The organism is Arenibacter antarcticus, assembly GCF_041320605.1.
Lineage (GTDB): Bacteria > Bacteroidota > Bacteroidia > Flavobacteriales > Flavobacteriaceae > Arenibacter > Arenibacter antarcticus.
In genome coordinates this window covers 4,559,241-4,583,870 of record NZ_CP166679.1, presented here as the reverse complement: position 1 = coordinate 4,583,870, position 24,630 = coordinate 4,559,241, and the positions used below count along the sequence as shown (strand labels likewise).

Genomic DNA, 24,630 nt, shown 5'->3' with positions numbered 1-24,630 from the left:
AGATTTTTCATTTTTGTGCTCGAGCACAAAAATGAATTCCTTAATGCGTCTATGGTTTTAATTATTTTTTTTGTAAGGGGAATATGAAATACCTAGAGGTGATAATGGGCGTTTTCGGAGGTAATGATATCAATGGGTAGGAATTTCAAAGTAGGTAAATTCTTTCCAAAAAGGAAATGCTTCGCAATATTTGCAACGCATAAATAAGCTTGTTTGTAAGGTTTTTGGTGGATTAAAAAATCGATTTTACCTTCTTTTAGATATTTGATATTTTCCTTTAATACATCATATCCAATAATTGTAATATCTTTTTTATTCAAATCTTGTAAAATGTTAAGAAACAGATATGCTTTGGAATTGGTAATGTAGAACGCACTTGTCTTAGGGTTCTCCTTTAGAAATAATGCTACTGCCTTACTAAAGACCAATTCATTGTTGGACTTAAATGTTTGCGTAGTAATAACATGTTTACTGCCGCTGTGTTCTTTAAAATAATTTTTAAACCCATTTTCCTTTTGCTCCATATGAGGTTCTTTGTTTATATGGACAATGGCAATGGTGTCATTTTCTTTGATAATCCTATTCATTAGGTTGGCAGCTACCCTACCACTTTGATTAAGGTCTTGGCCTATAAAAACATAATCTGTTAACGTATTAAGTTGGTTGTTGAACAGGATTGTGAAGATATTGGTGTTTTTACATATTCTTAATACTTCCTCTGACTCTTTTAAAAAAGTGGGCACCATTATAAGTACATTTGGACCAGATTTTATCGCTTTTTGGGACTGTTCTACAAAAGAAAACTTATCAATCGGATCATAAAAATATTTTTTGACCTGTATGCCAAATGGGTTAAATTCATTTGAAGCAGCAGTAATCCCTTTGTTGGCGGAATTCCAAAAGGATTCTATATTTGGATCTGGAAGCAGAACGGCTATTGAATAAATTTTGTTGTTTTTGAGATTTCTTGCGTGGAGATTGGGTTTAAAATCGATATTTTTAAGTATACTATCTACTTTTTCGAAAGCGTCCTTTGATACTTTTCCTCGATTATGTAATACCCTATCCACAGTGCCCTTGGAAACACCTGCCATTTGAGCAATATCCTTAATGGTGTACTTTTTTTTAATCATTGCTTTTAGTTGAAAAAAGATTCACATAAAATAGATCAAGTGGTATTAAATTCCATAAAATCTTATCCCAAGTATAGTGTTATTCCTACTGTTAGACGAATATTTTTAAGGATATTCTTTCGCTCTTAAAAACATTTTTAAAATGCAGATTCTCGAAAAACTAAAGTAAGATTTTATTGACTAAATAGTTTTTATAACCAAGGTCTATTATTGATTTTTCACTTGAAATTCTATGATTTCACCGGTGATACCTTTAACAAACGGTCAAAGCTCTCTAAAACAAATGCCAGCAATATAACAAGGCTACATCCAAAGGCATTTAACCACAGATAGGACATCCAATCTAAATACCATCCCATAATAACGATAACTTGGGTGATTAGAGCAGCTACAAAAACGGCATTCCCTTTAATAAATCTAAAGAAAAAGGCAATTAAAAAGATGCCCAAAACATTCCCGTAAAAAATAGATCCAATAATATTTACCAATTGTATTAAATTATCAAAGAGATTAGCGAAGCATGCAATCAATATTGCAATAACACCCCACATTAACGTAAATAATTTCGATACTTTTACGTAATGTTGAGGTGTATGTTCGCCTTTATTGTTGCGTTTATACAGGTCTAAGGCGGTAATGGTTCCTAAGGCGTTCAATTCGGCGGCGGTAGAGGACATCGCTGCTGACAGGATAACGGCCAACAAAAGACCGATTAATCCTTTAGGTAAGTAGTGCAGGATAAAATGGATAAAGACATAATCTTTGTCATTGGTCTCAACACTACCATCTGCTTTAGAAATAAGTGACTTTGCGACTTCCCGATTAATTTTCTCCTTATTGTTAATGTTAATGATCTGCTGCTTGGCGTCTTGGGTTGCGTCGTACTCCTTAAGATCCAAAGCTGCGGAAAATTTGTTCTGTGCTATTCTTTTTTCGACCTCTAGGCTTAGATGTTCCTTCTCTAAAATTTGATAATCCTCGGCATAGGGGGAGTTCATTACCGCATTGGTGGCTGCTGGATTAAAGTTTAAAGGGGAATGGTTGTACTGAAAAAAAACAAAGACCATAACACCCACTAAAAGAATAAAGAATTGCATGGGAATCTTTAGTATTCCATTAAATATCAGTCCCAATTGACTTTCACGAACAGATTTTCCTGAAAGATAACGTTGTACCTGACTTTGGTCTGTTCCAAAATAAGCAAGGGCTAGGAAAAGTCCGCCTGTAATACCACTCCAAAATGTATATCTACTTGAGGTGTTAAAATCGAAGTCCAATATATTTAATTTATCACTGGCACCTGCGACCTTTAAGGCTTTGGTAAATGTAATATTGTCCGGTAGATAGCCTAAAATAAAGAAGAATGCGATAAACATTCCGGTCATTATAATAAACATTTGCTGTTTTTGGGTTACACTTACAGCCTTTGTGCCCCCTGATACCGTGTAAATAATTACCAATATCCCGATAATGATATTAAGTGTCCGCAAATCCCACCCCAATACCGCAGATAAGATTATAGAGGGGGCGAAAATGGTGATTCCCGCCGCAAGTCCACGTTGTATTAGGAACAGAATTGCGGCCAAGCTCCTGGTCTTTAAATCGAACCGATTTTCCAAAAACTCATAAGCAGTGTATACTTTCAGTCGATGGTAAAGGGGTATAAATACAATACAGATGATAATCATAGCCAACGGGAGTCCAAAATAGAACTGTACAAACCCCATCCCGTCATGATACGCTTGTCCAGGAGTAGATAAAAAGGTGATGGCACTGGCCTGTGTGGCCATGACAGATAGGCCTATGGTCCACCATTTGGTAGAATTACCTCCAAGTACATAATCGTGAACATTTTTGCTCCCAGTTGTTTTCCAAACACCGTAACCAACTATAAAAAGCAGCGTTCCCCCAAGTATAATCCAATCTATACTTGCCATATTATTGGTTTGCGGTCATTATTAAATAAAATATGAAAATATAAATCGCATTGAGGACAAGGACCAAGGTATATTCTTTCTTCCAAATAAATTTATCGTGCATAGTTATCCTTTTATTTCTCTTTTGATTTTTCCTGAGTCAGGGAAAGCATATTGGCAAATAACCTGTATGCGCCAGTCACCCCTGCTGGGAGTTCCCTAAAAAAACTCAATCCTGTATAAACATAGTACCCATTGCCGTAAGGAGCAACAAGCAGACTTCCTTCTAAAGGAGATTCCCCGTTATCTTGCATAGATAAAATAGGAGTAAACTCCTTGGACCATTTTTCAGGAAAATACAACCCGCGTTCTTGGATCCAGCCATTAAAATCCGTCAGTGTAATTTTATTCGGATAATTTACTAGTGGGTGGTCAGTATCCAAAATTTTCACCTCGGAAGCCTCATCCGTTACTCGGTCTCTTCCGATAGTGAGCGGGTAGGGAGCAAACTCTTCCATGTCCCAACTATTTCTGCCGGAAGTGTTGTATTGAATGATCAGATTTCCGCCATCCTTTACATAATCCAATAAATAGCGTTGTTTAAATTTTAATGCGTCTACTACATTGTATGCTCTGATTCCTACCACAATGGCATCAAACTTTTTTAACGATCCTGAATTTATGGATTCTGGGGTAATAATAGAAACTTTATATCCAATTTGCTCTAAACTTACTGGGATTTCATCCCCTGCACCATTAATATAACCTATTTGATCCCCTGATTTGAAAATGTTTAAACGCACTACCTTGGATTCTGAAGGCAATAAAACAGTTTGTTTGGGAATATGGTCATATTCAATCTCAATTAATTCTTTGGAAATCTCTTTGCCGTCTATACGTATCATCGGAGAAATAAGATTCTCATTTTCTGTTGTAGGGGGAGTTAATAGAAAACGAATTAGCTGTTGATCACCTTTTTTATCAATTTTAAAAGGCTTTGTTTCTTGATCTACGCTCCATCCATTGCCAAAACATAGTTGAATTTCTCCTTCAATAGTATCTTTATGGGCCTTTATGGTTACCGGAATTTCTTTGGGTAGGTTATCGGAAAAGATAATTACCTTATCTTTAAAACTGGCAGTGGCCTCTGGTAAAACGGTAAACGGCTGGTATATTTCTCCTTTATCGGGTTTAGAATAACGGTATACCACAGGTTTGTTTATGTGGATCGGAAATCCGTTAAATTCCAGTTCAAAGGTTACGGTGAATGCCGCAGGGGTCTCTGGTTTTCCAATGAGGCTTTGGTCGTCTACTTGATACATACCTATACCCCACTTGTTATTTAACCAATAGGGGTTGGAAAATTTGGTATTGCTGGGAATCTGTAAATCTATTTGAAACAATTCCTTTATGTTTTTCTGTAAGGGAATCGCTTTATGTACTGGCAGCTGGTTGGCCACGGAGATATTTTTTAGAATAATACCAGAATCACTCCTGTTTAGGGCTTCTATATTTACGGCTAATTTACCGCCTGGGTACATAGATGGTTCTGCTGCAGTTGCTTCTAAATAAAGTCCACTTACTGAAAGGATAATATTTTCTAACTCCTTAAGTTTCCGTGTACGCCAATGCTCATCTTTTACTTTCTGTAATGCCTTGTAGCCCGCAAGAAGCTGTGGTAGATGTATTGAAGGGTTGGTGAAATCAAAATTTTTCTCCACATTATAAAGAATTTCTCCAACGGCTTTACCGCCCTCAACTCGAGACCAGCTGGTGTTTATCCCATCAAAAATATTGGATTTATCAGCGGGAAGGTCTCCTTTTAGAAGCTCCAAATATTCATTTTCACTTCCGCGAACGTTCAACCTACCAAATCCTTGGCAACGATGTTGGCTACTGGCAAGGGAAGCAATTTCATTGTTAGACAATCCGCTGAGGGGGTAATAAACACCAACATCCAAATTCAACATATTGGATTTATTGGCTTTTTTAAATTTTTCCTCACTCCCGTAAAACCACCATGAGGTGTTGAAAAATAATCGTTTTGGTTGCCAAACCTCTGTAGTTTTAAGTTGTTCTGGATACAGTTTTGGATTGGCGGCCAAATCAAAAGCCTCCACACTCAACATAGCCGAAGAGGTATGGTGCCCATGGGTAGATCCAGGGGTGCGGTGATCAAACCTGTTGATGATAACATCAGGTTTTAAATTACGGATAATCCATATAATATCGCTTAGCACCTCTTCTTTGTTCCAAAGTTTTAGGGTTTCTTTCGGATGTTTAGAATACCCAAAGTCATTGGCCCTAGTGAAAAATTGGCTGCCGCCATCTATGCGCCTCGCGGCCAATAGTTCCTCTGTCCGGAGTACTCCCAACAATTCCTGAAGCTCTGCCCCAATTAAATTTTGCCCACCATCTCCTCGGGTCAATGAGAGGTAGGCGGTTTTGGCTTTTACCTCGTTGGAGAGGTAAGAAATAAGTTTTGTGTTTTCGTCATCTGGATGTGCTGCAACATATAGTGCTGTGCCTAAAAAATTGAGTTTTTGAATGGCGTGGTAGATGTCCGATGAGCTACTTTTATTGGGCGATTGCGGAAAAATAAGGTTACACGATAGTATTATTCCTAGAAAGAATACCCAAAAGGAGCGCATATGGTGTTGTTTTAGTTGGTTGTCAAATATAAAAAGATATATGGGGTAGGTGTAAAATTTACGAGTTCTTTAACAACTTATAAATCACTGGTGTTACCTATAGATTTTTCGTAGGTTGTTGCTAGACCCACTGCCTTTTGGAGCATTAGATTGTTGGGATAGGTAAAGAGTTCTCCGTTGGTTCTTCTTAGGTGAATGTGAAAAGCCCTAATATCCTCAATAACATAAATTTCGTGCGGTAATTCTATCTCCTTATCCATAATTTTAATCCGGTCCCCAATCTTAAAGGGAAAGGAGAAGAATAGGATAATCCCAGCGGTTATATTACTCAAAATGGACCATTGTGCGAAAAGTGCTACTCCTATCACCGCAAAAACAGATGAAAAAACAAGGCCAATTTCTTTAAAATCCACCCCCCAAATTAGGATCAGGGCAAGAATACCAAATGCGGTTAGACCAGCAGTGGAGTATTTTACGATTAAGCGGGTCCTAACCTCATTAATATCACTAAGTTTCCCAACTTTTCTGATGGTTTTGGCACCTAAATATTTCAGTATCATCAATACTAAAAAGCATATGATAGTGCCAAAAAGTTCGTTCTTATATTCAAGGTAAAGTAGTTCCATATAATAAGTTATAGTCCTAAGCTATCTCGCAAAAATACATCACTATTTTTGTTTTCCTGCCAATACGCCTGCTTTAATGTTTTTATTTTTGAAGCTGTAGAGGTGAGGGTCTTGGCATCTTGTCCGAATCCACTTTTATAACTTTCTGTCCAACTTTCTATGCCAAAGGGGAAGGAATTTGAAAAGGTAATAGATAGTGTTCTTTCCAATGAGGGGTATGCAATAGTGTAAACACTTTTTTCGCCGCTGTTCCCTAAGTGGACATTTGCCTCATAAGACGTTAACTCCTTATGCGCCAAACGAAGATATTCTAGGGAGGGGACCATTTTGATCTTTCCCGTGGGTAAATTATTGGGATTGATACGGATCTTGTTCCATATTTCATTTTCCAAATGTGCTTTTTCCAATTCTTGATATTGATCTCCTTCCGATTCGAAGTAGGAATAGGAATTCACCTCAAAATGCGATCTGTTATTTAATTGTGTAAAGACTTGTCCACACCATTCCTGTACGGAAGAGGTCAATTTTATAGCATGCTGGTTGTCATAAACCGGATAGAAGCTACTATTCATAATGGAGTACGGGTATATTCCCGTTAAGAATTTTTTGGTACTGTTTAGTTTTAATACAGAAATATGGTCCGAATTGGGCTGGTCTGGTTTTACTTGTTTATCCGCCATAAAAGGTTCGGTAACAAAAATCAGGACGGCTTTACCATCCCTAATTTCCCCGTATCTGGCTTGCTCTAGTCTGTAAGAGGTGATTTCTGCCTTTCCGCTATACCAATATTCCTTAAACTCTTTTGATAAAGGTGTTTTTTCGGTCTTAGTTTTGGTGGGGATAATTTCCGAGTTTCCCACAAAGCCGCTTTCAGTAGATTTTATATCTTTTTTACAAGAAACAATTGCGGTGAAAAAACAAAGTGCGAAAAAGACTGGGATTAACTTGAATTTCATATTGAAAGGATTTTCAATAAAAATATTCAAAATAAGCTAGTCTACCATGGCTATTAACGTTTTATAGACCAAATGTGTAGGCAAGCCTACCACGTTGGAATAGGAGCCTTGGATTTCCTCGATACCAATTAGGCCTATCCATTCCTGGATCCCATAGCCACCTGCTTTATCAAAAGGTTTATAATGGTCTACATAGTGACGAATCTCTCCTTCTGATAATTCCTTAAACTTCACTTTGGTCTTATGAGCTACTACTTTTTGACTCAGGGGAGTCGTGAAGCAGACCGATGTAATTACCTGATGCCAGTCATTGGACAGCGTTTTTAACATGGCAACAGCTTCCGATTTATCTTGTGGCTTTGCCAGAGATTTTCCATTATGCCAGACCACGGTATCGGAAGTCACCAAGATGTCATTTTCCTTAAGTTTATCCTTAAACTGTGAGGCTTTTAATACCGCCAGATAGTTGGATATTTGTTCCCCTTGCAAGTCTAAAGGATAAACCTCGTCCACCGGAATGGTTTGCACCTTAAATGGAATCCCCATTTCTTTGAAATATTGTTGCCTTCTGGGGGAGGCAGACGCTAAAATTATAGTGTGATTACGAAATTTATCTTCCAGCATTTATTAGTCGTTTCTTGCGCTAAAATTATCGGCCCAATGGCCCCTTATCTTCAAAACTTGCTCTATGACGTCTCTAACACAGCCATCGCCCCCATTTTTATGGGAGATGTATTTGGAGACGGATTTTACCTCCGGGACAGCATTTTGGGGGCAACAGGGTAAACCCGCTATTTTTAAGGGAGGAACGTCGGGAATATCATCCCCCATATATAATACGTTCTTAGGGTCAATATTGTAAAGGTCCAAGTATTCGTCAAATGGATCGATCTTGTGATGAGCTCCCATATGTATATCGGTAACTCCTAGGCCCCGTAAACGCAATTTCACCCCCTCATTAGTGCCTCCAGAAATTATACAGACATTATACCCTTGCTGTATGGCCACCTTTACGGCATATCCGTCCTGTACATTCATAGTCCTTAACAATTCCCCATCGGTAGTTACAATAACTTTACCGTCGGTAAAGACGCCGTCCACATCAAATATAAATGTGGTTATATCCTGTAATAGTTCCTTATAGCTCTTTTCCATATTTTTCGCTGATCGATTTGCTTATCAAGGCGTAAATATCCTTATAATTTTTATTTTTAAGTTGATTTAAATGATTTTCAATGGTACTAATGTCATTTCTTCTTGCCGGCCCCGTCTGCGCATCTAGCGGAGCCATATAATCTAGTTTTTGTACGGTTTCCTTGATCAAAGGGAGCAGGATATGGAATGGCAAATTGTGATCTTCGCAAATATCATGTCCAATATGAAATAGGTGATTGGTGAAATTATTTACAAATACTGCCGCTAAATGTAGGGATTTCCTTTGCTTCGAAGATACTTCCTGCACATTGTTGGATATCATCCTAGCCAAGCGCCCAACCAACTCTACATCCGCTGTGTTCTCGGCCTCAATGCAAATGGGGACCGACTTAAAATCGATGGTTTTTCCCATACTGAAACTTTGAAGAGGATAAAAAACACCTCTTCTATTTTTGTGACTCAATGCAGTTATGGGCACACTTCCCGAACTATGCACTACCATCCCCTTTTTGTTTTCCAAAGCGTTGGCCACTTCAGCAATGGCATCGTCACTCACCGCAATTAAGTAGATTTCGGCATCTTTAATTTTGTTGAAATCAGTACTTACCTCCACCGCGTTTTTAAAGTAGGATAGGTTGACTTTGTTTCGGCCGATTACCTGAAGGATTTTGACTTCCTTTTGTTCCATAAAAGTATCGAACAAATGTTTTGCCACATTGCCCGATCCTAGAATTACTATAGATATCATGTTCAAAAGTAATTAATCTACCAAAACTTCATCGTTTTACGACAAAAGAAAATTTTCATATCGTTTATTTTTTTTGAAGTATAGAATTATGAACGGTGTCTATAGGCTAAAGGTAGGAAATACGGTATGCAGATTTATTAGCAAGGAAAATTTGTAACCAAGGACTGAAAAAAGTATCCAACTTGGTAGTGTTTCCTTATGTTGTTTTTTTGGGGTATTTAGATTTGTATTTCTCCTTTTAGAAGGTTTATTTATTGTTGTTCCTATAGCAATTTTTGTACATAGGAAGTTAGAATTTCAAAGGCGCTTTAGTTTAGTTTTGAAATTATGGCATTGCCCTATCAATTAACAAAAGATTTGCTTATAAAACCTATTAAAATATGTATTTTTGCGCTTTTGAATTAAACTTTTCTTTCCAAGATGACCGAACTCTTAAAAAAGATTTTCTTTTCCAGTCGATTGATGGCCGTTTTATTTATTGTATTTGCAACAGCCATGGCTTTTGGAACCTTTATAGAAAGCTGGTATAGTACTGATACCGCTAGGATATGGATCTATAATGCCACTTGGTTTGAGGCGATCATGGTATTTTTTGTCATTAATTTTATTGGTAATATATCGCGATATAGATTGTTGCGAAAAGAAAAATGGGCGGTCTTAATGCTACACCTTTCTTGGATATTGATTATTGTGGGCGCTTTTGTTACCCGCTACATCAGTTTTGAAGGAATGATGCCTATAAGAGAGGGGAAAACCGAAAATGTGTTTTATTCCGATAAAACCTATTTAACAGTGTATGTAGATGGGGAAATTGACCAAGAACGGAAACGCAAAGTTTTAGAAGATGGTATTTTAGTAACAAAGCAGGCTCTTAAGTCAAACTTACCTTGGACCTCAGATTTTAATGGTCAACCCTTTACTGTTTCGTACGTAGATTTTATAGAAGGGGCAAAGGAAGGATTAATTGAAGATCCTAACGGAAATGAATTCCTGAAAATTGTTGAATCGGGTGAAGGGGAAAGGCATGATCATTACTTGGAGAATGGAGAGGTAGCCAGTATTCATAATGTCCTTTTTGCACTTAATAAATATACTGCAGGAGCTATCAATATAACGATCGCTGATGGGGAATATAAGATAGATTCGCCCTTTGAAGGGCAGTTTCTACGCATGGCAGATCAGTTTCAGGGCGAAGTGGCTAAGGATAGCCTTCAGGAATTCCAGCTTAGATCCTTGTACTCTATGGCGGGAATGCAATTCGTAATCCCAGATCCAATGGTGAAAGGTGACTATGGAATTGTGCCTATTCCCGAAAACGAAAAAACGGATAATGATACCGATGCTTTGGTTTTGGATATCACCAGTAATGGAGAGACAGTACGTAAAAAATTTTTAGGGACCAAAGGAATGTCCAATTTTTCAGGAGGTTTTGAGGTAGGTGGACTGGAATTCAATATTAGTTATGGCTCAAAAGTATATACCTTGCCTTTTGCCATTAAGTTGAACGATTTTATTGCGGAAAGACATCCTGGAACAGAAAATAGCTATTCCTCATTTATGAGTAAGGTAACTGTGGAAGACGAACGCCCTTTTGATTACGATATTTATATGAACCATATTTTGGAGCACAAGGGATACCGCTTCTTCCAGGCGAGTTTCCATCCGGATGAAAAAGGGACGGTATTGTCCGTAAACCACGATTTTTGGGGTACTTGGATAACCTATATAGGCTACTTTTTATTGTACACTGGTTTAATGGGGATCATGTTTTTTGGTAAGACAAGGTTTAAAGACCTCGGAGTTGCCTTGGAAAAATTAAAGAAGAAACAGGCGAAAATGGCAATGGTCCTTATGTTTGTGACCGGATTTACAATGGTTGCCCAAGACCCATCAACTGTAGACGAACATGCCCATAGCAATGTGCCTACAGCGGAACAGATAGATTCCCTTTTACACGCCATAACACCTTCTAAGGAACACGCAGCAAATTTTGCTAAATTAGTAATACAGGATGCGGGTGGCCGTATGAAGCCAATCAATACCTTCTCATCAGAGCTATTGCGGAAATTGAGTTTAAAAGACAAGTATACCGACTTTAATTCCGACCAAGTTTTCCTGTCCATGATGTTAAATGCTCCGGCCTGGTACAATGCAGAATTCATTGCATTGGATAAAAAGGGGCAGAATGACAGCCTAAGAAAGATAATTGGGGTACCACTTGATAAAAATTATGTAAAGGCTACGGATTTTTTCGATTCCAAAGGGCAGTATAAATTGGCACCTTACCTTAAAGATGCTTATAGCACCAATACTCCAAACCAGTTTCAAAAGGATTTTAAGAGTATAGATGAACGTCTTATACTTTTAAATAGAGCCTTGGGAGGCGAAATAGTAAAGATATTCCCCTTGCTCAACCATGAAAATAATAAGTGGATCTCTGCGGTGGAGTTTAGAGGAGGACAATACCCTGTTGCCGATTCCCTCTATGCTAATTTTATAAAAAACGCCGTTCCTTTTTATTTAATGAGCTTGGAGAAAGCGGTAAACACAGGTGACTATTCTGAAGCCGATAAATTATTGGCGGCCTTTAAGAAGAACCAAGAAAATCACGGGAGCGAAGTATTGCCCTCCAAGAGCAAGGTAAAGGCGGAAATATTTTACAATAAAGCCGATATATACAACAAGCTATACAAGTACTATGCACTGGCTGGACTATTGATGTTTACACTTTTGGTGTTCCAGATCATTAAAGATAGAAAAGCACTTCGCATCAGTATTTCAACCTTAAAGGTGATAATTTACCTGTTCTTTATTGCCCATACCCTTGGCTTGGGCCTCCGTTGGTATATTTCTGGACATGCTCCTTGGAGTGACGCCTATGAAAGTATCCTATATGTTTCCTGGGCTACCTTGGGGATGGGACTTTTGTTTGCAAAAAAGAGCAATATGACCGTTGCCGCATCTACCTTTGTAACATCAATGCTGTTATTTGTAGCACACCAAAGTTGGGTAGATCCCTCTATTGCCAATTTAGTACCAGTATTGGACAGTTATTGGCTAATGGTACACGTATCTATAATTGTGGGGAGTTATGGGCCATTAACAGTGGGGATGATATTAGGAGTGGTCTGTCTTCTTCTAATTACGTTGACCAATGAAAAGAATAAGGAGAAAATGAAGTTGAACCTTCAGGAACTTACCATTATAAACGAGCTTTGCCTTACTGTAGGATTGGCGATGTTGACTATTGGAAATTTCTTGGGCGGACAGTGGGCCAATGAAAGTTGGGGCCGTTATTGGGGATGGGATCCAAAGGAAACTTGGGCTTTGGTTTCCATAATGATATACGCCTTTGTACTACATGTTAGATTGGTTCCCGGATTAAGGAGCAGCTGGACCTTTAATTTTTTAAGCGTTATTTCTTTTGGAAGCATTATGATGACCTATTTTGGGGTTAATTTCTATCTAGTAGGGTTGCATAGCTACGCCAGTGGGGCGCAGGTAATAACCCCAACCTTTATATATTATACTGTTGTTGGAGTAGTGCTACTAGGAGGTGTTAGTTATTGGCGTTACAAGAAACACTATGCCAAGTAAGAAGTCTAAAAAGTTATTTTTCTTGATATTGGCAGTGTAATTGTTTTGTACCACCTTTCAGGTTATGGCAATTAATATTGACCAATTACCGACGTTTAAAATACGACTTTACCTAAGGGTTAATGACTCGTTAACCTATAAACTCTCCGACCCATGGGTCGGAGCTATTCGGTTGCACTATAATTTTTATTCCATCGTAAAAAGAAAATACTATTAAATTGGGATCCCAGCTATTTTTGTAACTTTAGCGACCTTAGTCCGTTACATAAAATCGAAAACATGGCTCAAAATAAGAAAGGTTTAAACACGGTATGCACCCATACTGGTGAATTGGAGGACAAAACGTATAAGGGTGCCATTTCACCCCTATATATGAGTACATCTTACGCATTTGAAGATGTGGATGTAAAACGTTACCCTAGGTATTTCAATACCCCCAATCAAGTGGGACTGGCAATAAAGATTGCTGCGCTAGAACATGCAGAAGCTGCCCTTATATTCGGTAGCGGTATGGCTGCGATCAGCACCTCACTTTTGGCCTTTTTGAGGGCTGGAGATCATATTGTATTGCAAAAAACTTTATATGGAGGCACCTACAATTTGGTGACGGAAGAATTTGAGAAATTTGGTATTTCCTATTCTTTTACAGACGGCTTACATGCAACGGATTTTGAAGAAAAAATCCAAAACAACACCAAGGTCATCTATATAGAGACTCCATCCAATCCCTTATTGACCATTACGGATCTAAAGGCTGTTGCGGAGATCTCTAAAAAGCACGGAATTGTGTCTATGATAGACAATACTTTTGCAAGTCCAGTTAATCAGAATCCGCTGGATTTTGGTATTGATGTGGTCATCCACAGTGCTACTAAATATATGGGCGGACATTCGGATATATGCGCAGGGGCGGTCGCTTCTTCGGAAGAAAATATGCAGCAGATCTTCCATCTGGCCAAAAATCTAGGAGGTAGTCTAAGTGATTATACGGTTTGGTTGTTGGAAAGAAGTATTAAAACCATGGGAATCAGGGTAAGGGCACAGAACCAAAATGCGCAACGGATGGCTGAATATCTATTAAGCAACGAAGATATTGATGCGGTGTACTACCCTGGTCTACCGTCTCATCCAGACCATGAAATTGCCAAGTCTCAAATGAAAGGTTTTGGAGGGATGCTTTCCTTTGAGCTGAAACCTAAATTTGACGCTTCAAAATTTCAAAAATCCTTAGAGTTGATAAAACCTTCCATGAGTCTTGCTGGTGTGGAAAGCACCACCTTGTCTCCAACACTCACCTCACATTCTCTACTAAGTGCGGAAGAACGCAAAAGGCAAGGTATTGCAGATGGACTGATTCGATTTTCAGTAGGAATTGAGGAAACCGAAGATTTGATACATGATATTGAGCAAGCCTTAAGAAAAGTTAAAGAAGCCATTAAGCTGTCGATTTAAATATATAGGCAGATGTCTTTTACTTGAGGGGGAGGAATAATAATAATTAATTTAAAGTTTAAATGGATAACAAGTTAGGGGTCCATAAATGGCTTTGTAAAAAGAATTGATGAAATTAGACATATTAGTGTTCGGGGCACATCCGGACGATGCGGAATTAGGTGCAGGAGCTACCATAGCAAAAGAAGTTGCAAATGGTAAAAAAGTAGGCATTGTAGATTTAACCCGTGGGGAGCTGGGTACGCGCGGCTCAGCGGAAATCAGGGATAGGGAAGCTGTAGCTTCAGCTAAAATATTGGGAGTAAGTGTGCGCGAAAACCTTGGTTTTGCCGATGGATTTTTTGTTAATGATAAGGAACATCAGCTTAAGGTTGTTGAAATGATCCGTAAATACCGCCCAGATACCGTATTGTGCAATGCTATAGAAGATAGGCATATTGATCATGCCAAAGGAAGTAAATTGGTAAGTGACGCCTGTTTTTTAAGCGGATTGATGAAAATAGAGACCAAACTGGAAGGGGAGGGGCAAGACGCATGGCGCCCAAAAGTGGTGTATCATTATATTCAATGGAAAGACCTTAAACCCGATTTTATTGTAGATGTGTCTAATTTTATGGAGGTGAAAACCCGTGCGATAATGGCCTACAGCTCCCAGTTTTACGATGCTAAAAGCAAGGAGCCCGAAACGCCAATCAGTAGTAAAAACTTTACCGATAGTGTATTGTATAGGGCACAGGATCTAGGCCGCTTGGTAGGTGTGGAATATGGGGAAGGCTTTACTACAGAAAGATATATAGCCGTAAAAGACTTGGGCAGCCTTATTTAAGCCGACTTTTTACGTTGCCGTTTTCCTTTGGGAACGGTGAAATAAAAGGTAGATCCTTTGTTGATTTTGCTTTGTACCCATAGTCTTCCACCGTTATTTTTTACCATTTCCTTACATAGTGGTAATCCTAATCCGGTACCTTTTTCGTTATTGGTACCATAGGTGGAATAATTGGTATTTTCCTGTAGTATCTTCTTTTGAATATTTGGAGGTATGCCTTGACCAGTATCTTTAATATAGACTTCTATATATCCATCCTTTTCCTTGGCGCCAAAGGTGATACTTCCATTGTAGGGCGTAAATTTAATGGCATTGCTCAATAGGTTGCGCAATACAATATCCAATTGATTTTCATCGGCCTTGATACAAGTGTCATCGGAAACTAAATTCTCTACTTTGATCTTCTTTGAGCTTATAAGCTCGTTTAATAGATTTATATTAGCCTGCACAAGATTAGATAATACCACATTGGATGGGATGGTGGTGGATACATTCAGTTGCGACCGACCCCAACTAAGGAGATTGTTTAGGGTGAAGGATATATTGTTGACATCATTTTTTAGCTTTGGAACAAATGCCATAAACTCGGAACTGTCCATATCACCTCGGTTTAACATTTTTAATACGGTTTCTAAAGCGCCTATAGGGCCGCGTAGGTCGTGGGCAATGATGGAAAATAGTTTATTCTTTGTTTCATTGGAAAGCTGCAATTCTAGCTTATTTTGTTCTAAATCTTTCTTTTGCTTCTTAAGATCTAGGTTTAATTTTTTCTGAATTTTCTCTGCCCTAGCAACAAAAAATCCAACAATCGCCATTATTGTTATTACCAGTAGGGATATATATATATAATTTTGCTGTTTGGCCAATGCTTTTTTATTTTCTACTATCAGGGCCTCCTGCTGATTTTTATGGTCAATTTCCGTTTTTAATAAGGTAAGGCTGTTTCTGTTCTCATCCTTGAATAAGGTGTCCGATATTTTTTGAAAAATCTCATGGTATTTTAAGGCCATAGCATGGTCTTCCTCTTGCTTGTATATTTTATACAGTGTTTGAGACCCGAACTTCATACCATCCATCGATTTTATTTTAGAGGCAATACCGAAGGATTTTAGCGCGTACTCCAATGCCACACTGTCGTTCTTAAGTGCAAAATTTGCTTCAGCCATGCCATTGTATAACTCAATGATTCCTCTTTCATCCTGAAGATGCTCATGTAATAACTTGCTTTCGTCATACCAATAGAGTGCTAGCGAATGGTTCTTTTTCATTAGGTATATTTTACCTTTTACCATATAAGAATGGGCAAGCCAATCCCATAATTCATTATTTTTGAAAATATCTATGCTCTTGTTAACGTTGGTAAGGGCAGATTTAAAATCATGCATTTCCGTATAGGTAATTGCCAAATTGCTCATGGTCTGAGCGGAGGAGAGGTCATCGCCTATGTTATCGTTAATTTCTTCTACCTTTTCATAGAAGTAAATAGCCTGTTTATAGTCCTTTTGGGACACATATATATTGGCTATATTTTCATTGAGGATAGCCTCCATTGATTTGTTACCATGGGTCTGTGCCAATTCAATATTTTCTAAATACCCTTTTAAAGCTAAGGAGTAGTTACCTACGTACACGTGTTCGGAGGCCAGGTTATTCGCGGTTCTAAGAATCAGGTCTGTATTTTGAAGGGTTTTAGCCAATACCAGGGACTGATGGTATAATTCTATTGCATTGATATGCTCTCCTTGATCGGAATAGTAGTCTCCTAAATTTTTTAAGGCCTCACTCTCTTCTTCCCGGTTGTTTAGTTTTTCGCTTAACAGCTGTGCCTCTTTGGATAATAATAAGAGGCTGTCCGAATTAATAAAGCGCAATTTAGCAGCTAAATCGTTTAAGAGTTGAATATAAGAATTTTCGTCAGTTACGATTTTTGTACCTTTTCTTATTTCCTTTATTTCATTAACCAAGAAAGGTACTGACTTTTCCTGGGCAAAAGTGGATAGCCCTAGAAAAAGAAAGAAAATTATTACTATATAATATCTTAAATCCCACCACATAATTATAAAATATGATTCAACATTACGCATTATATGTTGTCATTGCGATTTATAAAATTATAATCCTTGTTAATGAAAAACTAACTATTGTTGTGAAAGTAGGTAATTTAGTTGTTTCAGCCTTAAAAACGGCCTTTACATCGAAGATTTCAGGAAAATTTGACCAAGTTTGTCCCTAAATGAAAGATTGTAAAGTATAATTAAAAATAAGGTCAATTTTATTTTGCTTGATGGAACTAAAATTTTATCTTTGCCACCGTTTACAAATGGTGGTTGTAGCTCAGTTGGTTAGAGCGCTGGATTGTGGTTCCAGAGGTCGCCGGTTCGAACCCGGTCTTCCACCCAGAAATACAAGCCTTATCTTTACGGATAAGGCTTTTTTTGTGGGTTTATATGAAGTGCTTTTTTTAGCTAATATAATTCCAAATGTTCTTATGCTTTACGATCTGGGCATAGGTTTGGCGTATAACTGGATGCTGTTCCAGTTGAATATCTTCCTTTAAAAGTTTAAGGGCGTAATATCTAGCCGTCTTTAATATGTCATTATCCTTTATAATATCTGCGATTTTTAAATTCAATACCCCACTCTGCTGCGTTCCCATTAAATCTCCCGGTCCACGGAGTTTCAAATCAACTTCGGCAATTTCGAATCCATCTGCGGTCCTGACCATGGTTTCCAGTCGTGTTTTGGAATCTGAAGAAAGTTTGTGGCTAGTCATTAAAATACAAAAACTTTGATCTGCACCGCGACCTACCCTTCCCCTCAACTGGTGGAGCTGGGAGAGCCCAAATCTTTCCGCGCTTTCTATAATCATAACAGAAGCATTTGGGACATTTACACCCACTTCTATGACCGTTGTCGCAACCATTATTTGCGTTTCGCCTCTCACAAATCGATTCATTTCATAATCTTTGTCAACGGGTTTCATTTTGCCGTGGACTATAGAAATTTGAAACTCTGGCATCGGAAAATCCCTTGAAATACTTTCGTATCCATCCATTAAATCCTTGTAATCCAAGGCTTCAGATTCCTGTATCAATGGATATACTATGTAAATTTGGCGTCCTTTTCCAATTTCGTCCTTTATAAATTGGAATACCTTTAATCGGTTGGAATCGTATCGGTGCACGGTTTTGATTGTTTTCCTACCTGGGGGAAGTTCGTCTATAGTGGAAATATCCAAATCACCGTACAAACTCATAGCCAACGTTCTCGGAATGGGGGTAGCAGTCATCACCAAAATATGAGGAGGAATATCGTTCTTGTGCCATAATCTGGCACGTTGGGCAACCCCAAACCGATGTTGTTCGTCTACAATGGCCAACCCTAAATTTTTATATTGAACCTTATCTTCCAGTAAGGCATGTGTGCCTATCAAAATATGCAGATCCCCATTCTCTAACTGCTCATGGATTATTTTACGGTCCTTTTTCTTAACCGAACCAGTAAGTAGGGCAATATTTACTCCAATATCATTTAAAAGTTCCTTTATTCCAGTGTAATGTTGATTTGCTAATATTTCAGTAGGAGCCATCAAACACGCCTGAAAGCCGTTGTCAATGGCTAACAACATGGTCATTAAAGCTACTATTGTTTTTCCCGAACCTACATCGCCCTGCAATAATCGATTCATTTGAGCATTGCTGCCAAGATCGGCCCGTATTTCCTTGATGACCCTTTTTTGGGCATTGGTAAGGTCAAATGGAAGATGGTTTTTGTAAAATTCATTGAATAATTTTCCCACTTCATTAAAAGAATATCCTTTTATCCGTTGCTTATGGAGTAGGTTTTTTGAAATAAGCTGTAACTGTATATAGAACAGCTCCTCAAATTTTAATCGAAATTGTGCCTTCGCCAGAAGGTCTTGATTTTTCGGAAAATGAATATTGAAAAGTGCATCCTTCTTTGGCAATAGATTCAACTCGCTTAAAATTCCCTGGGAAAGGGTCTCTGAAAACCTGCCATTGGTCTCAATAAATAATTGTTGCACAAGTTTCCCTACTACTCTATTTGTAATTCCTTTGTTGGATAATTTTTCTGTGGATGGATATACTGGCTGCATGCCAATTTTTAGTCCCTTTTCATGTTCTTCTAACAATTCCATATCTGGATGTGGCATGGAAAAGATACCATTAAACCAATTTGTCTTGCCAAATATTACGTAGGGTACATTTAATTTAAGATTCTCCCGGATCCATTTTTGTCCGCGGAACCATACTAGTTCTATTTCCCCTTGGCCATCAGTAAATTTGGCAACCAAACGCTTTCCTCTTTTTTGTTCTACGGTCTTAATGTTGACAATCTTTCCTATTATTTGAACATCAGCACTGGTTCTTTGTAGTTGATTTATTTTGTAGTATTGTGTTTTGTCGATATACCTATTGGGAAATAAATGTAATAAGTCTTGGCAGGTTTCTATTCCAAGCTCCGACTTTAGTGTTTCGGCCCTGTTGGGTCCCACACCCTTCAGGTAGGCTATTGGTGATTGTAGTATGCTGGGGTTCATTCGCTTAAGATAATTAATTTGCCGGTGCTGATTAATGCCTGCTGGGAATAATCCCGAAATGTTCATTTGTGGTACTAAAATAGGACTTACGTTATCTACCTGCAAAAAACTAAAATGCTAAATTTGATAAGACATTTGTCAATACCTATGAAACAACTAGTAATAATCCTTTTCTTGATGCTGGTTTCCGGCCTTGCCGCACAACATCAAGATAAGGTGATTTTCACCCACGGGAAGGTGGAAATTTTTGTAGATGCTCCAAAGAAGACCTTAAAAGGGAGGGTGACTTATAGGTTAAAAATCCTACAAAATTTAGACACTGTTTTTTTGGATGCTCAAAATCTGGAAATTGAAACCGTTCTCCTCAATACTAAAAATGTTACATTTCGCAACAACGGTAAAACCGTAACCGTCTACAATAGATTCCGTAAAAACAGAGACTATACCTTGAATATTAGCTATACTGCTAAACCAAAACAAACGATTTATTTTATAGGTTGGGATAGTTTATCTACTATTAATCAGGTTTGGACCCAGGGCCAGGGGAAATACACTAGCCATTGGCTCCCCAGTTTTGACGATATGCGGGAAAAGGTAGAATTTGATTTAAACATTAGCTTCGATAAAAATTATGAGGTAATCGCCAATGGAGAGTTGGTTGATACCAAGGAAACGGGAGAGTTAAAGCAATGGGTTTTTAATATGGAACGCCCAATGAGTAGCTATCTCTTGGCTTTTGCAATAGGGAAGTATACTAAAAAACAACTTTCTTCAGATAGGGGAGTACCCCTTCACCTATATTATTATCCAAAAGATTCCTTATTCATTGAACCCACCTATAGGTATACCCAGGAGATTTTTGAGTTTTTGGAGCAGGAGATCGGAGTGGCTTACCCCTGGTTAAAATATGATCAGGTGCCGGTTCGCGACTTCCTTTATGCTGGAATGGAAAATACGGGAACCACTATTTTTTCCGACAATTTTATGGTGGATTCTATTGCTTTTAAGGATAGGAACTATGTAAATGTCAATGCCCATGAAATGGCGCACCAATGGTTTGGAAATCTGGTAACACAAACTGATGGTCATGCGCATTGGTTGCATGAGGGTTTTGCCACTTACTATGCGCTTTTGGCAGAAAAAAATATTTTTGGGGAGGCGTATTATTATTGGAAACTATATGATTCCGCTCTAAGATTAAATGAAGCCTCCAACAATAATGGGGGAGAGGCCTTAACAGACCCCAAGGCGAGTAGCCTAACTTTTTATGAAAAAGGAGCCTGGGCACTGCATGTTTTACGGCGTCAAATAGGCGATTCCGTATACAAAGCTGGTATTGTGCGATATTTGGAAAAATATAAATTCGGAAATGCGGGAATTGACGAGTTTTTACACGAAATGGAGCTGGCTGGCGAGTCTGATCTTAACGTTTTTAAAAAAAAGTGGCTAAATGGAACACTATTCCCATTTCTGGAGGCCAAAGATATCTTGATTGCCGAATCTAAAGATCTAGAACAGCTTTTTAAACTTCAGGAAGAATTGATCACCACAAAAAAGGAAAAGGAGCATGTTATTTGGAAATATTTTGAGCAATCAAAATCGATGCCGTTAAAAGCTAAGCTAATAACGACTTATTATAAGTCGTTGTCCGAAGATTTTATAAGAAAGGCCTTTAAGACCAAGGATCTAAGTGTACGTCAGGCTATTGCAACCTCAATTGTGCAAATCCCAATAGGATTAAAGCATGAGTTTGAATCGATGCTCAAAGATGAAAGTTACCTTACTTTAGAGCACATATTGTACAAATTATGGATATATTTCCCAGATGGTAGACTTCAATACTTAGAGGAGACCAAGAATATAATTGGTTTTCCCGATAAAAATGTTCGGATATTATGGTTGACTTTAGCATTGTTGACCAAGGATTATGAGTCTCAAAAGAAAGAAGATTATTATAAGGAACTCAGTGGTTATACCGATTCTAGTTATTCTTTTGAGGTAAGACAGAAAGCTTTTGGAATGTTGCAAGAGGTAATTGGTCTTTCTGATAAAAACCTATTGGATCTGATTGAAGCAACACAACACCATTCTTGGCAATTTAAACAATATTCACGAAGCTTGGTCGATCAGCTTATAAAAGAGCACAGCATAAGGGATAGAATGGAAAATTTAAAAGTAAAACTAAAAGGCGAGGAATTGCGTTATATGAATAACAAATTGAAGGCAGAATGAGGGCAATGGTAATTTCAGGGGGTGGCAGTAAAGGTGCTTTTGCGGGTGGCGTGGCGCAATATCTTATACAGGAAATGAACCACAAATATGATCTCTTTCTAGGTACCTCTACGGGTAGTCTTTTAATTTCACATCTGGCACTCGGTAAAATTGAAAAGATAAAGCAGGTATATACCTCAGTGGATCAAAAGCAGATTTTCAGCAATTGTCCCTTTGTTATCACTAAAAAACATGGTATTGAGACTATTGGGATCCACCATATAAACGTACTAAGGAATTTTTTTAGTGGAAGTAAAACCTTTGGTGAAAGCCATAATTTGCTACAGTTGATCAAAAACACGATTTCCGAAAAAGAATTTGAACAATTAAAACATGATGCGGAAGATATTGTGGTAACCGTTTCCAATCTTTCTTTAAATCAGGTAGAATACAAATCGATTAAGGATTGTACCTATGTGGAATTTTGTGATTGGATTTGGATTTCCTGTAATTACACGCCATTTATGAGTCTAGTAAAGCGGAATGGCTGCGAATATGCCGATGGGGGGCTGGGTAGCATGGTGCCCATAGAAGAGGCGATAAAAAGGGGCGCAAAGGTGGTGGACGCCATTATTCTTCAGACCGAAGTGACCCAACTCAATAGAATGCCTTCCAAAAATGTATTTTCATTGCTCACCAATATGTTTGCTTTTATGTTAGATAGAATAGAAAATCAGAATATTAGAATAGGCAAGTTTTCCGCTAGCCATAACAATGCTATTATTAATTTTTATTACACTCCAACGGTGCTAACAACCAATTCCCTTATTTTTGAAAAAGAAAAAATGTCCCTTTGGTGGGAAAGTGGCTTTAATTTTGCCAAATACAAAAATTCTGAAACCAACCAAATAGAAACAGCAATAGTATGAGGGCATTGGTAATTAGCGGAGGTGGCAGTAAAGGTGCCTTTGCCGGGGGAGTGGCGCAATACTTAATGGAAGTGGAGAAACGGGAATATGATATTTTGGTAGGCACCTCTACTGGAAGTTTGTTGATTCCTCAATTGGCCTTGAATAAGATCGAAAAACTTCACGCCCTTTATACCAATGTAAACCAGCATGCCATCTTCAGCCTTAATCCTTTTGTAGTCCGTAAAAAGGAAGGTAGGGAATATGTAGCCATAAACTATCTCACCTCTCTCCTTCAATTTGTAAAAAAAAGGAGAACTTTTGGGGAAAGCAAGGCCTTGCGTAGGACCATCAAAAAAAATTTTTCGTTGCAGGAATTCGACGCTATTAAAAGAACGGGGAAGGAAGTGGTGGTCACAGTTTCCAACCTTTCCAAAAATAAGGTAGAATATAAATCAATTAAAGATTTTACCTATGCCGAATTCTGTGATTGGATTTGGATATCCTGTAACTATATTCCCTTTATGTCCTTGGTGAAAAAGGATGGATTTGAATATGGCGATGGTGGCTTAGGCTGTGTTGTGCCGATAAGGGAGGCCATAAGACGTGGCGCAACCGAGATCGATGCCATTATTTTGGAATCTGAAAATATGGAACACAATAAGGTACTTGGTAAAAACCCGTTTTCCTTAATGCTGAGTATTTACGGATTCGTATTGGATCAAATAGAATCCCACGATATTTCCGAGGGGGTATTGGCCGCAAAACATCGAGGGGTAAAATTAAATTTATATTATACACCTACTAGGCTAACCGAGAATTCTCTGATCTTTAATAAAAAATTAATGACCAAATGGTGGCAACAAGGCTATAGCTACGCAGAAGATAAATTTTCTAGCACCCCTGATCCCAGTCTAACAGAACAAGAATAAAGGATACCTTTCTGAAAAGCGTTGTGGCTCTAGGGTATTAAAACAGTTATAATGGCTGATAGGTCTAAATTATCGTGTTTTATCGCCCTATAGGCGCTGGAGAAAGAACAGATTACAGCGAATTAAATCATTTTAATCTATCCCTAAACAGAAATTAATTTCAGCCCTATTTCAAGGATTCAAATGATCCAATTAAACAAAAATATCGAGGATCATTTAGACTTGATTGCGACTATTCTTTGGTAAGTGGAATAAAAGTACGATTGGTTTTATTTGATTTAAGATAACCCAATTGACTGGCTGTATTACCAAAGATCTCCAATTTCCTTTTTCACATAAGACAATGCTGTAGCGGATGGCGAAGCTTTATCTAAGCTTGCATTTAGGATGTCTTCCCTAAATTTATCGGAAGTTTCGGATTCGCTCATTCCCGCTTTGCGTATTATTTGAATGGTAGCACTTTTAGCTGCCTTTATAATGTTCCAGCAATCATCCGTCATGTAGATTTGCTGGGAAAGGTTATGATCAAACTCGTTTTCTATACTTTTGATCAGCAAATTTTCATATTCGTTTTTGTTGGTAGACTTTGGGCCGACACGGACCACTAAACTTGGAATGGAAATCCTTTCCAAAAACAACGCCATTCTTTCATAGGCTTGTAACCGTATGGGAAGCGTGTTTTTTTGAGAATCCTTATGTAATAAATACCTTCTTCTGCCTTCCTCGTTTCTGGTATGTAGTCTAAAAAAATAAAATGCCACAACACCGGTTACCACTGCAGGCAACAGATATGCAAAGAGTTGAAAAATTTCATCACCAGTCATAATTGTATTAAAGGTTATGGTTTGTAGTTGATTAAACGGACTAATGCGAAAAAAATTATGGCCCGCTCAATTTTTTTGCGGGCCGAAATTTAGATTTTCAGAGTAAATTTTAAACGTCCTAAACTTTATAGAAC

The 24,630-nt window shown here is 38.1% G+C and carries 17 protein-coding genes and 1 tRNA gene; 7 read left to right on the top strand and 11 right to left on the bottom strand.

What is annotated here, in order from left to right; all coding sequences use genetic code 11:
• Window positions 1-92: 92 nt before the first annotated feature.
• The 8 genes from KCTC52924_RS18845 to KCTC52924_RS18810 form a co-directional block, all read right to left on the bottom strand.
• Window positions 93-1,133, bottom strand: a complete 1,041-nt coding sequence (locus KCTC52924_RS18845; RefSeq protein WP_251807914.1) for a substrate-binding domain-containing protein — start codon at window positions 1,131-1,133, stop codon at window positions 93-95.
• Window positions 1,134-1,363: 230 nt separating this feature from the next.
• Window positions 1,364-3,070, bottom strand: a complete 1,707-nt coding sequence (locus KCTC52924_RS18840) for a sodium:solute symporter (RefSeq protein ID WP_251807913.1) — start codon at window positions 3,068-3,070, stop codon at window positions 1,364-1,366.
• Window positions 3,071-3,183: 113 nt separating this feature from the next.
• Window positions 3,184-5,700 carry a PIG-L family deacetylase gene (locus KCTC52924_RS18835; RefSeq protein ID WP_251807912.1) on the bottom strand — a complete coding sequence of 839 codons (2,517 nt, stop codon included), beginning with the start codon at window positions 5,698-5,700 and terminating at the stop codon, window positions 3,184-3,186.
• Window positions 5,701-5,777: 77 nt separating this feature from the next.
• Window positions 5,778-6,326 carry a mechanosensitive ion channel domain-containing protein gene (locus KCTC52924_RS18830; protein ID WP_251807911.1) on the bottom strand — a complete coding sequence of 183 codons (549 nt, stop codon included), beginning with the start codon at window positions 6,324-6,326 and terminating at the stop codon, window positions 5,778-5,780.
• Between the two features lie 8 nt (window positions 6,327-6,334).
• Window positions 6,335-7,282 carry a septum formation inhibitor Maf gene (locus tag KCTC52924_RS18825; RefSeq protein ID WP_251807910.1) on the bottom strand — a complete coding sequence of 316 codons (948 nt, stop codon included), beginning with the start codon at window positions 7,280-7,282 and terminating at the stop codon, window positions 6,335-6,337.
• A gap of 36 nt (window positions 7,283-7,318) precedes the next feature.
• Window positions 7,319-7,906, bottom strand: a complete 588-nt coding sequence (locus KCTC52924_RS18820) for a Maf family nucleotide pyrophosphatase (protein WP_251807909.1) — start codon at window positions 7,904-7,906, stop codon at window positions 7,319-7,321.
• A gap of 3 nt (window positions 7,907-7,909) precedes the next feature.
• Window positions 7,910-8,437 carry an HAD family hydrolase gene (locus tag KCTC52924_RS18815; protein ID WP_251807908.1) on the bottom strand — a complete coding sequence of 176 codons (528 nt, stop codon included), beginning with the start codon at window positions 8,435-8,437 and terminating at the stop codon, window positions 7,910-7,912.
• The gene (locus KCTC52924_RS18810; protein ID WP_251807907.1) at window positions 8,421-9,185 is read right to left on the bottom strand and encodes a Rossmann-like and DUF2520 domain-containing protein; all 765 of its coding nucleotides are present in this window, start codon (window positions 9,183-9,185) and stop codon (window positions 8,421-8,423) included. Before KCTC52924_RS18810 ends, KCTC52924_RS18815 begins: the two co-directional genes overlap by 17 nt.
• A gap of 420 nt (window positions 9,186-9,605) precedes the next feature.
• Here KCTC52924_RS18810 and ccsA point away from each other — a divergent pair, with 420 nt between their 5' ends.
• The 3 genes from ccsA (at window position 9,606) to bshB1 (ending at window position 15,060) form a co-directional block, all read left to right on the top strand.
• Window positions 9,606-12,782, top strand: coding sequence for a cytochrome c biogenesis protein CcsA (ccsA, locus tag KCTC52924_RS18805; RefSeq protein WP_251807906.1), 3,177 nt, complete (start codon window positions 9,606-9,608; stop codon window positions 12,780-12,782).
• A 279-nt stretch (window positions 12,783-13,061) separates the two neighbouring features.
• Window positions 13,062-14,234, top strand: coding sequence for a PLP-dependent aspartate aminotransferase family protein (locus tag KCTC52924_RS18800; protein WP_251807905.1), 1,173 nt, complete (start codon window positions 13,062-13,064; stop codon window positions 14,232-14,234).
• A 109-nt stretch (window positions 14,235-14,343) separates the two neighbouring features.
• The gene (bshB1, locus tag KCTC52924_RS18795; RefSeq protein ID WP_251807904.1) at window positions 14,344-15,060 is read left to right on the top strand and encodes a bacillithiol biosynthesis deacetylase BshB1; all 717 of its coding nucleotides are present in this window, start codon (window positions 14,344-14,346) and stop codon (window positions 15,058-15,060) included.
• Here the strand turns inward: bshB1 and KCTC52924_RS18790 are convergent.
• Window positions 15,057-17,114 (bottom strand): tetratricopeptide repeat-containing sensor histidine kinase, encoded by a 2,058-nt coding sequence (locus KCTC52924_RS18790; RefSeq protein WP_251807903.1) that lies wholly within the window; start codon window positions 17,112-17,114, stop codon window positions 15,057-15,059. The two genes, bshB1 and KCTC52924_RS18790, sit on opposite strands and share 4 nt — an antisense overlap.
• A gap of 268 nt (window positions 17,115-17,382) precedes the next feature.
• Between KCTC52924_RS18790 and KCTC52924_RS18785 the strand changes: the two genes are divergently transcribed.
• A tRNA-His gene (locus tag KCTC52924_RS18785) sits at window positions 17,383-17,458 on the top strand.
• 63 nt (window positions 17,459-17,521) lie between these two features.
• Here the strand turns inward: KCTC52924_RS18785 and recG are convergent.
• Window positions 17,522-19,621, bottom strand: a complete 2,100-nt coding sequence (gene recG / locus KCTC52924_RS18780) for an ATP-dependent DNA helicase RecG (protein WP_251807902.1) — start codon at window positions 19,619-19,621, stop codon at window positions 17,522-17,524.
• 147 nt (window positions 19,622-19,768) lie between these two features.
• Between recG and KCTC52924_RS18775 the strand changes: the two genes are divergently transcribed.
• The 3 genes from KCTC52924_RS18775 to KCTC52924_RS18765 are packed head-to-tail and all read left to right on the top strand — an operon-like array spanning window position 19,769 to window position 23,672.
• Window positions 19,769-21,853, top strand: coding sequence for a M1 family metallopeptidase (locus KCTC52924_RS18775; RefSeq protein ID WP_251807901.1), 2,085 nt, complete (start codon window positions 19,769-19,771; stop codon window positions 21,851-21,853).
• Window positions 21,850-22,761 (top strand): patatin family protein, encoded by a 912-nt coding sequence (locus tag KCTC52924_RS18770; RefSeq protein WP_251807900.1) that lies wholly within the window; start codon window positions 21,850-21,852, stop codon window positions 22,759-22,761. Before KCTC52924_RS18775 ends, KCTC52924_RS18770 begins: the two co-directional genes overlap by 4 nt.
• Window positions 22,758-23,672 carry a patatin family protein gene (locus tag KCTC52924_RS18765; protein WP_251807899.1) on the top strand — a complete coding sequence of 305 codons (915 nt, stop codon included), beginning with the start codon at window positions 22,758-22,760 and terminating at the stop codon, window positions 23,670-23,672. The genes KCTC52924_RS18770 and KCTC52924_RS18765 overlap by 4 nt, the downstream gene beginning before the upstream one ends.
• A gap of 305 nt (window positions 23,673-23,977) precedes the next feature.
• On the opposite strand, the gene KCTC52924_RS18760 is transcribed toward KCTC52924_RS18765, so the two are convergent.
• On the bottom strand, window positions 23,978-24,496 hold the full coding sequence (locus KCTC52924_RS18760; RefSeq protein ID WP_251807898.1) for a hypothetical protein: 519 nt from the start codon (window positions 24,494-24,496) through the stop codon (window positions 23,978-23,980).
• Between the last annotated feature and the right edge of the window lie 134 nt (window positions 24,497-24,630).